The organism is Nocardioides sp. SYSU D00038, from assembly GCF_016924665.1.
Classification (GTDB): domain Bacteria; phylum Actinomycetota; class Actinomycetes; order Propionibacteriales; family Nocardioidaceae; genus Nocardioides.
Genome location: NZ_JAFFJT010000001.1, coordinates 1 through 10,894 on the forward strand (window position 1 = coordinate 1; position 10,894 = coordinate 10,894).

General features: G+C 73.0%; 9 protein-coding genes. 5 read left to right on the forward strand and 4 right to left on the reverse strand.

Features of this window, described 5'->3' with window-relative positions:
* Positions 1-550 precede the first annotated feature (550 nt).
* Together JT721_RS00005 and tyrS are read right to left on the reverse strand one after the other, a co-directional pair.
* Entirely contained in the window at positions 551-1,606 is a 1,056-nt protein-coding gene (locus JT721_RS00005; protein ID WP_205470836.1) for an alpha-hydroxy acid oxidase, read from the reverse strand.
* A 2-nt stretch (positions 1,607-1,608) separates the two neighbouring features.
* Entirely contained in the window at positions 1,609-2,880 is a 1,272-nt protein-coding gene (gene tyrS, locus JT721_RS00010) for a tyrosine--tRNA ligase (RefSeq protein WP_205470837.1), read from the reverse strand.
* Positions 2,881-3,010: 130 nt separating this feature from the next.
* Between tyrS and JT721_RS00015 the strand changes: the two genes are divergently transcribed.
* The 4 genes from JT721_RS00015 to JT721_RS00030 all read left to right on the forward strand — a co-directional run bounded on the left by JT721_RS00015 (position 3,011) and on the right by JT721_RS00030 (position 7,485).
* The gene (locus JT721_RS00015) at positions 3,011-4,444 is read left to right on the forward strand and encodes a serine/threonine-protein kinase (protein WP_205470838.1); all 1,434 of its coding nucleotides are present in this window, start codon (positions 3,011-3,013) and stop codon (positions 4,442-4,444) included.
* Between the two features lie 106 nt (positions 4,445-4,550).
* Positions 4,551-5,405 carry a hybrid sensor histidine kinase/response regulator gene (locus tag JT721_RS00020; RefSeq protein WP_205470839.1) on the forward strand — a complete coding sequence of 285 codons (855 nt, stop codon included), beginning with the start codon at positions 4,551-4,553 and terminating at the stop codon, positions 5,403-5,405.
* 50 nt (positions 5,406-5,455) lie between these two features.
* Entirely contained in the window at positions 5,456-6,058 is a 603-nt protein-coding gene (locus tag JT721_RS00025) for a response regulator transcription factor (RefSeq protein WP_205470840.1), read from the forward strand.
* A 155-nt stretch (positions 6,059-6,213) separates the two neighbouring features.
* Positions 6,214-7,485, forward strand: coding sequence for a choice-of-anchor P family protein (locus tag JT721_RS00030; protein ID WP_205470841.1), 1,272 nt, complete (start codon positions 6,214-6,216; stop codon positions 7,483-7,485).
* 101 nt (positions 7,486-7,586) lie between these two features.
* Here JT721_RS00030 and JT721_RS00035 read toward each other — a convergent pair whose 3' ends face one another.
* The gene (locus JT721_RS00035) at positions 7,587-8,624 is read right to left on the reverse strand and encodes a hypothetical protein (RefSeq protein WP_205470842.1); all 1,038 of its coding nucleotides are present in this window, start codon (positions 8,622-8,624) and stop codon (positions 7,587-7,589) included.
* A 92-nt stretch (positions 8,625-8,716) separates the two neighbouring features.
* Complete coding sequence (locus JT721_RS00040) at positions 8,717-9,670, reverse strand: GlxA family transcriptional regulator (RefSeq protein WP_205470843.1); 954 nt, start codon at positions 9,668-9,670, stop codon at positions 8,717-8,719.
* A gap of 70 nt (positions 9,671-9,740) precedes the next feature.
* Here JT721_RS00040 and JT721_RS00045 point away from each other — a divergent pair, with 70 nt between their 5' ends.
* Positions 9,741-10,781, forward strand: coding sequence for a saccharopine dehydrogenase NADP-binding domain-containing protein (locus JT721_RS00045; protein WP_205470844.1), 1,041 nt, complete (start codon positions 9,741-9,743; stop codon positions 10,779-10,781).
* Positions 10,782-10,894 lie beyond the last annotated feature (113 nt).

Below are 10,894 nucleotides of genomic sequence, written 5' to 3' on the forward strand. Positions count from 1 at the left end.
CCCACCACCCCCCAAAGGAAGCAGTCAAGAGCCAGGAAAAAGAGAAGCCCCTGACAGGAGACACTGACAAAAAAGCCAGAATCATCGTCAAAGAAACCATCAACCAACCCCAACCACCACCACCCCAGAAAAGGACAGCAGCAACCAGAATCAGCCAACGGGGCAAAACAAACTAATTCGTCGACTATGACACACTGTTGAGTTCTCAAAGATCAAACGCACACCCAAGTCCCGCTCTCGCGGTGACCTGTGGGGCTTGGTCACTACTTTATGTGGTTCGGCCGGGCCCTCGCAAATCGAAAGCCTTTCCGCACCGCACCCCCGCGCACCGGTAGGGCCGGATCTGTTGAGCTCGCCGCTGGCGTGCTGCTTCGACCCGGTCCGGGTGGTGATGAAGAGGTGGTCTGCCCGGGGCCGGAAGCCCGACGTGACCGTCTTGCCTCCCGCCGCTCCCTGGCGACTCGGAGAACATTAGGGGAACTCCGGCACTGGCACAAATCGAGACGGCGTGACCCGGGCCACAGCCCGGGCGGGCGAACGTTTGCGCAGGTCAGCGCGGAGTCGGCGGCACCGGTGCGATGAGGCCCCGGGTGTCGGCGACCCCGCGGCAACCGGCCAGGCGCAGGGCCTCGGTGAGCTCGGTGCGCAGCTCCGCGTGCAGCCGGGAGACACCGGGCTCCCCCTCCGCCAGCGCCCAGGGCACCGGACGGCCGAGGAACACCGCATCGGCGCCGAGAGCCAGCGCGGTGAGCACGTCGAGACCGCGACGCAACCCCCCGTCGACGTAGACCTGCGCGTCACCCGCGACGGCGTCGACCACGGCGGGGAGGCAGGACGCCGTGGCGACGGCACGGTCGAGCTGGCGGCCGCCGTGGTTGGAGACCCACACCGCGGCGGCGCCGGCCTGCACGCAGCGTCGGGCGTCGTCGGGACGCAGCACGCCCTTCACCACCACCGGCAGCCCGGTGCGCGCGGCCAGCCAGTCGAGGTCGTGGGGCCCGAGGTCGAGCGCCTTGGCCGCAGCGGTGCGGGTGTCGTAGCCGGGGTCGAAGTTCACGCCCACCAGGGCCGGGTCGACGACGTCCCAGACCGTCGGGCCGCCGCTCTCGCGGCTCGCGACGACCGGGGTGTCGACGGTGAGCACCACCGCCTCCGCACCCGCCTCGACGGCGCGGTCGAGCAGCGGTCCGGCGAGGGTGCGGTCGGCGGGGAGGTAGACCTGCAGCCACCAGCGCACCCCGGTCGCGCCGATCTGGGCGAAGCCGGTGCCGGTGTTGCTGCTGACGGTCATCACCGCACCGGCGGCGGCGGTCGCCCGGGCTACGGCCAGGTCGCCGTCGGGGTGGACGGCGCGCAGCAGCGAGATCGGTGCGACGTGCCAGGGCACCGCCGCGCGGGTGCCGAGCAGGTCGACGGAGAGGTCGACCGTGGTGGTGTCGCGCAGCACGTGGGGTGCCAGCCGTGGGATCCGCCAGGCCGCCTCCGCCTCTCGCAGCGTCACCATCCGCCCGGAGCCCAGGGCGACGTAGTCGCGCACCTCCGGGGCGAGGACGGCGGCCGCGCGCTCCTCGAGACCTGCGAGCCAGGCGCTGCCCTCCCCGGCCACGGTCAGCGGACCTCGACGCCGGCGAACCTCTTCTTGCCGCGGCGCAGCACCAGCCAGGTCCCGCCGAGGAGGTCGGCCTCCCCCGGCACCGCGTCGACGTCCTCGACGCGCACGTTGTTGAGGTAGGCGCCACCCTCGCCGATGGTGCGCCGGGCCTCGCCCCTGCTGGCGGCCAGCCCGGTCTCGACGAGGAGGTCGACGACCGACGGCAGGCCGGCGGCGCGCTCGACGGTGGTGGTCCCGGCCTCGCGGAGGGCGGCGCCCAAGGTGTCTGCGCCCAGCCCGGTCAGGTCGCCGCCCCCGAAGAGCGCCGCCGAGGCAGCCTTGATCCGCTCGGTCTCCTCGGCCCCGTGCACCAGGGTGGTGACGTGCTCGGCCAGCGCCCGCTGCCCCGCGCGGAGGAACGGCTTCTCGGCGTGCTCGGCCTCGAGGGCCTCGATCTCGTCGCGACCGAGGAAGGTGAAGATGCGCAGCAGCTCGCCCACCTTCTCGTCCTCGACGTTGAGCCAGAACTGGAAGAAGGAGTACGGCGACATCATCTCGGGGTCGAGCCAGAGGGCGCCCCCCTCGGTCTTGCCGTACTTGGTGCCGTCGGACTTCGTGATGAGCGGGGTCGCGAAGGCGTGCACCCGGTCGCCGTCGGCCCGGCGCACCAGCTCGACACCGCCGGTCAGGTTGCCCCACTGGTCGGAGCCGCCGAACTGCAGCTCGACGTCGTGCTCGCGGTGGAGGTTGAGGAAGTCCATCGACTGCAGCAGCACGTAGCTGAACTCGGTGTAGCTGATCCCCGCCTCGAGCCGGCTGCGCACGACGTCACGGGCCAGCATCCGGTTGACCGGGAAGTGCTTGCCGATGTCGCGCAGGAAGTCGATCGTCGACAGCTCGGCCGTCCAGTCGTAGTTGTCGACCATGGTCGCGGCGTTCTCGCCCTCGAAGGACAGGAACGGCTCGATCTGGCGCCGCACCAGCTGCACCCACTCGCGCACCGTGTCGGCGGAGTTGAGCGTGCGCTCCCCGGAGTCGCGCGGGTCGCCGATCATCCCGGTGGCACCGCCGACGAGCACGAACGGCGTGTGGCCGGCGAGTTGGAGCCGGCGCGCGGTCAGGATCTGCACCAGGTTGCCCAGGTGGAGGCTCGGCGCGGTCGGGTCGAACCCCACGTAGTACCGGACGCTCCTCGTCGACAGCGCCTCGCGGAGCGCGTCGAGATCCGTGGAGTGGGCGACGAGGCCGCGCCACTCGAGATCGTCGAGCAGGGTCGGGTCGATGGACATGGGAGCCTTCCGGGAGTCGTGGGACGAGCGGTGCCAAGCCTGCCGCATCGGGTTCGGTGCGGCCCACCCGGTTACTGTCAAGGGGCGTCGAGGCGATCCCGGCGGCGCGCCGGGGGAAGGGGTGAGCGGGGTGACGGTCACGACCATCGCCGACCGCTACGCCCTCGACCGCGAGATCGGCCACGGGGGCATGGGCACGGTCTGGCTGGGCCGCGACACCGTGCTCGGCCGGCCGGTGGCGCTCAAGCGGGTCGCCGCCTCGACCGAGCTGTCGCCCGAGGGCGAGCGCGTGGAGCGCGAGGCCCGGCTCAGCGCCCGGCTCAACCACCCCAACGTGGTGGCGGTCTTCGACCTCGTCGACGACGGGCCGACCCGCTGGCTGGTGATGGAGTACGTCGACGGTGTGACTCTCTCCGACCTGGTGCGCCACCACGGCCCGCTGCCCCCCGACCAGGCCGCGCCGGTGCTGCTCCAGGCGGCCACCGCCCTCGAGGCCGCGCACGCCGCCGGGATCGTGCACCGCGACGTGAAGCCGTCCAACATCCTGGTCGCCTCCGACGGCACCGCGAAGCTCACCGACTTCGGCATCGCCCGCACCCTCACCGACCCCTCCCTCACCAAGACCGGGCTGGTCACCGGCTCGCCCGCCTACCTCGCCCCCGAGGTGGCCACCGGCCGCACGGCGACGCCCGCCAGCGACGTGTGGTCGCTGGGCGCCACGCTGTTCCACGCGCTGACCGGCCACCCGCCGTACGACGTGGGTGACAACGTGCTCGGCGCGATGTACCGCATCGTCCACGACGAGCCGCCGCGGCCGGAGAACGCCGGCTGGCTGCTGCCGCTGCTCGAGGCGACCATGTGCCGCGACGTGACCCGGCGCTGGGACGCCGGCGCGGTGCGAACCTTCCTCGAGGCGGGTCCCGCCGCCGCGCCGAACGCCGCTCCCCGCAGCCGTCCCGGCCCGCGTCACCGCGAGGCGCCCCAGCCGCGGGTCACCCGCCACGACGAGGGCACCCAGGTGCTGCGGACGGCTGTGCCGCCCCCACCCCCGCCCCGGCGCGTGCCGGGCGAGCACGGGGCCTCGCCGGTGCCGCGACGCCGCCGCGTCTCGTGGCTGATGCTGCTCGCCGTGGCGGCGGTGCTGGTGCTGGTGAGCGCGGTGGCGTTCGCGATCGGACTCGGCGGCGGCGACGACCCGCCGCCGGCCGCCGGCCCCCGCGAGGAGCCGTCGGCGACCGCCAGCACCTCGTTCACGGCCTCGGCGGAGACGATGACGCAGTTCGTGGAGGACTACCTCCGGATCGCGCCCGCGGACCCGGAGGCCGGGTTCGAGATGCTGACCCCGGCCTACCAGGAGGAGAGCAACGGCCTCGACGGCTACACCGGCTTCTGGGGGACCCTCAGCGACGTGGAGCTGCTCGAGGTGACCTCGACCGACCTCGACCTGCTGCGGGTCTCCTACGACTACCGCTACCGGGTCGACGGCGGGCCGCCGCAGACCGAGTCGGTCACGCTGCAGCTCCAGGTGGCCGGCGACGGGTACCTCATCGCCGGCGCCGCCTGAGCCCGCCCCCTGAGCCCGCCGCCTGAGCGCGCCGCCAGCCGGCCGGCTTGGCGCATTCCGGCCTCGGGGCCGCTCCCGGCCACCTACCCTGAGCGCGGAGGTGGGCATGGAGGACGAGCACCACCGCGACGGCGACACCCGGCGCCGGGTCCTCGTGGTCGAGGACAACGCGGTCAACCAGCTCGTGGCACGAGGACTCCTGGAGTCCCTGGGCTACGACGTCGCCGTGGCCGACGACGGCGCGGACGCCGTGGCGCTGCTCGAGCACGAGGCGTTCGACGCGGTGCTGATGGACGTGCAGATGCCCCGGATGGACGGCTACTCCGCGACGCGGGCGATCCGGGCCGGCGAGCGCGACGGCCGGCGCACCCCCGTCATCGCCATGACCGCGTGGGCGGTGGAGGGCGAGCGGGAGCGGTGCCTGGCCGCCGGCATGGACGACTTCCTCACCAAGCCCGTCGACCCCCTGGTGCTCGAGGCGACCCTCCGGCGGCTGCTGGCGCACGACGGCCGCGACCCCGGCGCCGACGCCGTCCCGGCCCCCGCGATGGACGGCGTCCCGAGCGGACCCCCCGACACCTACGACGTGGGTCGACTGGAGATGCTGCGCGCCTTCGACGACGAGGAGGACGGTTCGTTCCTGGTGCGCGCGATCACGAACTTCGCGGCCCACTCCACCTCGGCCGTGGCTACCATCCGCGAGGGACTGCGCACCGGAGACCTGCACACGGTGACGCAGACCGCCCACAAGTTGGTCGGCAGCGCGTCCAACCTCGGCGTGGTGGCCGCGGCCGACACCGCCCGGCGGATCGAGGTCGCGGTGGTGGGCGGCGACGTCGCCGCAGCGCAGGCGCTGGTGCCCGACCTGGAGTCCGCCGTCGCCGCGGGCCAGGGCTGGCTCGGCCGCTACCGCGCCGAGCACCTCGAGCGCGCGGAGGCGAAGAAACACCCGATGGGGTGAGGGTCTCCGGCCTCACCGGGTGCGGGCTCGGCCCTAGGTTCGTGCTCACCATGTCTCGCCGCCCCGGGCCCGACGCCCCACCGCTCGCCGTCGGCGTCTACGACGAGCCCGAGCTCATCGTCTCCGGCATCGGCGGGATGCTCGACCGGCTCGGCGGCCGGGCCCGGCTCCGTCCGATCGCCGACGGCCGCAGCGCGACCGAGGTCGACGTGCTGCTGTGCGACCCGATCGACCGCGAGGTGGCCATCGAGGACTACCTCGCGCACGTGTCCACCCTGACCGAGGCCCCGGTGCTGGTGTTCACCTGGAGCCGCCGCACCACCTCGATCCGCCGAGCCCTCGCCGCGGGGGCGCGCGGCTACGTCGCCAAGACCTCCAGCGCCGACGACCTCGGCGCCGCCCTGGAGGCGGTCCACCGCGGCGAGGTCGTCGCCCCGTCCGCCGGCGCCGCCCCGGTGCAGGACCACGGGCTCAGCGTGCGTGAGGCCGAGGTGCTCGAGCTGATCTGCCGCGGCCTGTCCAACCAGGAGATCGCCGACGAGTTGTTCGTCAGCGTCAACTCGGTCAAGACCTACGTCCGGCAAGTCTACCTGAAGGCCGGGGTCAACCGGCGCGCCCAGGCCGTCAGCTGGGGGTTGGCCCGCGGCTTCTGAGTCGTGCGGGCCCAAGGCCGGCGTACGTCGTCCGCGCCCCCGATCGGGAGAAATACCCCCCAAAGTATGTTTCTGGGGTCCAATGGAAATCGGAGACGCACCGACACTCCCCCATCCCCCCACGCCGGTCCTGCGGGGCCGATGAAGGAAACCTCATGAAGAAGCGCACGATCTCGGCCCTGGCCGTTCTCGGCGTGTTGCTGTCCACGTTGATCGCGACGACGCCCGCCGAGGCCGCAAAGCCTCGGTTCTTCTACTACGGCACCGCCGGTGGCTCGCAGGTGCAGGCCCTCGGCGTCACGGTCCGCAGCGACCTCACGGCCTCCTCGACCGTCGCCGGCAGCCGCTGGAACGTCGACGACGAGAACCGGCTGGCCCGCACCAACGTGGCGAGCGGCCTGGTGAAGGTCGGGGCCGTCAGCACCTGGGCCCGCGCCCGCAAGGCCGGCAAGGTCGGCACCAAGATCATCACCGGGTCGCGCACCGCCGACGTCTCGATCCTCGGCGGCCTGATCAAGGTCGACGCCGTGGAGGTCGAGTCCACCGCCACCAAGACCCTCAAGGGCATGTCCAACACCGCCAACACCCGCTTCGTCGGCCTCGAGATCGCCGGCAAGAAGTACGCGGTGAACGTCAAGAAGAACCTGACGATCACGATCCCGGGCATCGCCTACATCATCCTCAATGGCTCGGTGCAGCGGCAGGTGGAGGGCGGCTCGTTCAGCTACGGGTTCGGCCTCTACGCCCAGCTGCTCAAGCCGTTCAAGAACATCCCGGCCGCCGCGACCATCGTCCTCGGCCCGACGGCCGCCGGCGTCGCGCCGTCGCCGCCGGCCGGTGCCGCCGTGCTGGGTGGCCAGGGCTACAGCTCGAGCATCACCGTCTCCGGCGGCCAGCTGCTCAGCCTCGAGACCGGCCCCAGCGCGCCGATCTCGACCCCGCCCTCGGGCACCGGTGGCCGCACCATCCAGAACGCGACCGCCGAGGTGAACCTGCCGGGCGTGCTGCACGTCGGCGCCCTGAAGTCGACCACCAGCGGCAGCACGGTGCCGGGCAAGGCGCGGGTGACCGTCAGCAACCAGACCGCGGGGCTCAACGTGCTCAACGGGCTGATCAAGGCCGACGCGATCCGCACCACCTCGACCACGGTCAAGAACGGCAAGAAGAACAAGAAGACCACGCTGTCGACGGAGTTCGTGAACCTCGTGATCGCGGGCAACAAGCTGCCGGTCAACGTGTCGCCCAACACCAAGATCGACGTCGCCGGCCTTGGCATGGTGACGGTCAACAAGCAGGTCAAGAACAAGTGGGGCGGCGGCGTCTACGGCGTCGAGATCGTCCTGGACACCAAGCGGGCCGGGCTGCCGGTCGGCGCGGTGATCACGCTGGGGGCGGCCATCTCCTACGTCCGGCCCACCTCGGCCTGACCTGGAGCGTCCCGCAGCACCGCTCGACGCACGACGCACGACGGCCCCGCCTCCGAGGAGGCGGGGCCGTCGTCGTACGTCGGGCCGTCGTACGTGGGGGCTCAGCCGCGCCGGAACAGGAAGAAGTGGTTGTTGATCCCGATCAGCGGCCGCAGCTCCTCGTTGGCGAAGCGCGGGGAGGTGTCGTGGAGGGTGTAGCCGGCGCGCTCGATGATCGGCCGGAAGTCCAGCCGTGCACCGGTGGGCTCGGTGGAGAGGAAGTCGGTGTCGTGGTTGGGCACGATGAGCAGCCACTCGACCTCGCGCTCCGCGACCCGGTCCATCCACCACTGGATGGCGGCCGTCGAGCACTCCGTGAAGCTGTGGATGTTGACGGCGACGTCGTAGTGGTCGCGCATCTCCTGGTGGCGGTCGAGCCGGACGGCCCGCACGTGGTCGCCGCAGCCGCGGAACCGCAGGTAGTAGTCGGAGAGGAAGGTCGAGTACGGCACACCGTCCATGCAGTCGTAGCCGGCGAGGTTGGGCAGCGCGGTCGACATCCGGTGGGCCAGCCGGCCGTAGCCGGCGCCGATGTCGAGGACGCTGAGGTTCTCCCGGGAGGCCAGCCCCATCTGCTGGTCGAGGTAGAGGATCTCGGTGACCGAGTCGAGCAGGTCGCGGCTGACCAGCGGGCGCTCGCCGAACTGGAAGGTCCAGGCGCCGAACAGGCCGTCCTCCTCGAGCACCTTGAGCAGGCCGAGGTGGTCGCGCTCCTCGATGTCGAGGACGCTGAGGTAGGTGCGCGCCTCGGCCCCGCCGCCGAACGCGCGGTACTGCCAGACGTAGGCGTTGTCGCCGCGGAAGTAGGGCAGCGAGACCTGGTCGTCGACGAAGGCGCCGGTCCACAGGCTGGGCACCGCCGCCGGCACGTCGGTGAGCCCGTCGTAGGCCCGCACCAGCTCCTGGAGGTCGGGGTTGTCGGCGCGCAGCGTCTCGGCCGCACCGGGCGGGAGCGGCACCGCGTCGTTGTAGCTGGTCATCGCGTAGCGGCGCGACTCCTCGTCGAGCCGGTGGAAGTGCCAGCCGCGCTGGTTGAGCTCACTGCGCAGGCGGAACGCCGCGGTGCGCAGCCATCGCGCCGGGGTGGTGGACGCAGCCATCAGGGCATGCCTCTCGTGCTGGTGGGACCGGGGGTGGCCCCACCCTAAGGCTTCGTGCGGCGTCGCAGGCGGCAATCCGCACGGTGGCCCGGTCAGGCCCGGGAGGTGACCCGGAAGGTGCTCCGGTAGGCCGTCGGACTGACCCCTAGGGCCCGCTGGAAGTGGCGGCGCAGCGTGGTCGCCGTACCCATGCCGCAGCGGGTTGCGACCTGCTCCACGGAGGCCTCGGTGCGCTCGAGCAGCTCCTGGGCGCGGTGGATCCGCTGCTGGTGGAGCCACCCGAGCGGCGTGGTGCCGAGCTCGGCGCGCACCCGACGCGCGAGCTGGCGGCTGCCGAGCCCGGCCTCCCGGGCCAGGTCGGTGACGGTGAGCGGCTGGTCGAGCCGGGCCCGCGCCCAGGCGAGCGCGTGGTCGAGCCGGTCCGTGACCCGCGGGTCGGGCGGGGGCACGATGAACTGCGCCTGCCCGCCGGCCCGGCGCGAGGCCACCACCAGCGTGCGCGCCAGGGCGTTGGCCGCGGCGGCGCCGTGGTCGAGGTGGACCAGGTGCAGGCACAGGTCGAGGGCGGCGGTCTTCCCCGCAGAGGTCAGCACCTGCCCGTCCTCGGTGTAGAGGACGTCGGCGCGCACGTCGACCCGGGGGTGGCGCCGGCGCAGCTCCTCGGCGTGCAGCCAGTGGGTGGTGGCGGTCGCGCCGTCGAGGAGGCCGGCGGCGGCCAGCACGAAGCTACCGGTGCACAGCGCCGCGATCCGCGCGCCGGCGTCGTGGGCGACCCGCAGCGCGGCCACCAGGGCGGGGTCGGGCGTGCGGTCGAGCACGTCGGTCGAGGGCACCACCACGGTGTCGACGTCGGCGAGCGCCGCGAACGGCACCGCTCGCAGGTGGGGCAGCCAGCGCGCAGGGGCGCCGTCCGGGGTGGCGACCACGACGTCGTACCACCGGCCCGAGGGAGCCAGCTCGGAGCGGTCGGCTCCGAAGACCTCCGCCGCGATCGCGGTCTCGTAGAGCATCGAGTCGGCGTGCAGGGCGATGCCGAGGGAGGGCATGTCCGAAACTGTACGACAGGTGTCGTTCGAGACACTCCCGTCGGCGGCGGTGCCGCGGTGGGATGGCGGCATGGTGAACCGCGAGAACGGCAACGAGGTGGTGGTCTACGGCGCCTCCGGGCACACGGGGCGGTTCGTGGTGGCGGAGCTGGTGCGGCGCGGCCTGCGCCCGGTGGTGGCCGGACGCCGGGCGGGGCTGCTGAGCGAGATGGCCGCGCGCCACGGGGACCTGTCCGTGCGGGTGGCCGCGGTCGACGACGCTGCCGGCTTGGCCGCCACGGTGCGGGGCGCGCGGGTGGTGGTCAACGCAGCCGGGCCGTTCCTCGACACCGCGCCGGCGCTGGCGGCGGCGTCGGTGGCCGCCGGTGCGCACTACCTCGACCTGGCGGCCGAGCAGGCCGCCGCGCGGAACCTTCTCGACGCCCACGCCGGTGCCGGCGTCGCGGTGGTCCCTGCCCTGGCGTTCTACGGCGGTCTGCCCGACCTGCTCGCCACGGCGGCCGCCGCCGGCTGGGAGCGGGTCGACGAGGTGACGGTCGCCTACGGCGTCGACCGCTGGTGGCCCACCGCCGGCACCCGGCTCACCGGCCGGCGCAACACGGTCCCGCGGCTCGTGCTCGAGGACGGCCGCCTGGTGCCCGCGCCGAGGCCCGCGCCCGAGACGTCCTGGCAGTTCCCCGACCCGCTGGGCCGGCAGCGCGTCGTCGGCAACCCGTTCACCGAGGTGGTGCTCCTGGCCCGCCACCTGGGCGTCGCCCGGGTGACCAGCCTGCTGACGGGGTCCGCCCTCGACGACCTCCGCGACACCACCACCCCCGCCCCGGCTGCGCTCGACGGCACCGGCCGCTCGGCCCAGCGGTTCGTCGTCGAGGTGGTTACTCGGCGCGGCGCCGAGGAGCGCCGCATCTCGGCGTCCGGGCAGGACATCTACGCCAGCACCGCTCCCCTGGTCGCGGAGGGCGTCCTCCGCCTGCTCGACGGCCGGACGCTGACGACCGGCGCCCGGGCCCCCGGAGCGGCCTTCGACGCCGACGACGTCCTCACCGCGCTCGCGGACGACGGACACCTCGACGTACGCCGGTCGTGGACTTCACCCGGAGGGGGGAGGTAGGACCTGGCGGTCGCTGGTGACCGGCGAGGCAGCCCCCAGCGACCGCGCGCCGGCGGTCGCTGACCAGCTAGAGGCGTGGGGCCCCGCCCCCCGGGCGCCCCCCCCCCCCCCCC

Coding starts and splice junctions, on each gene's coding strand:
- JT721_RS00045 (WP_205470844.1), top strand. CDS start 9,741: ATGGTGAACCGCGAGAACGGCAACGAGGTGGTGGTCTACGGCGCCTCC.
- JT721_RS00020 (WP_205470839.1), top strand. CDS start 4,551: ATGGAGGACGAGCACCACCGCGACGGCGACACCCGGCGCCGGGTCCTC.
- JT721_RS00035 (WP_205470842.1), bottom strand. CDS start 8,624: ATGGCTGCGTCCACCACCCCGGCGCGATGGCTGCGCACCGCGGCGTTC.
- JT721_RS00025 (WP_205470840.1), top strand. CDS start 5,456: ATGTCTCGCCGCCCCGGGCCCGACGCCCCACCGCTCGCCGTCGGCGTC.
- JT721_RS00040 (WP_205470843.1), bottom strand. CDS start 9,670: ATGCCCTCCCTCGGCATCGCCCTGCACGCCGACTCGATGCTCTACGAG.
- tyrS (WP_205470837.1), bottom strand. CDS start 2,880: ATGTCCATCGACCCGACCCTGCTCGACGATCTCGAGTGGCGCGGCCTC.
- JT721_RS00030 (WP_205470841.1), top strand. CDS start 6,214: ATGAAGAAGCGCACGATCTCGGCCCTGGCCGTTCTCGGCGTGTTGCTG.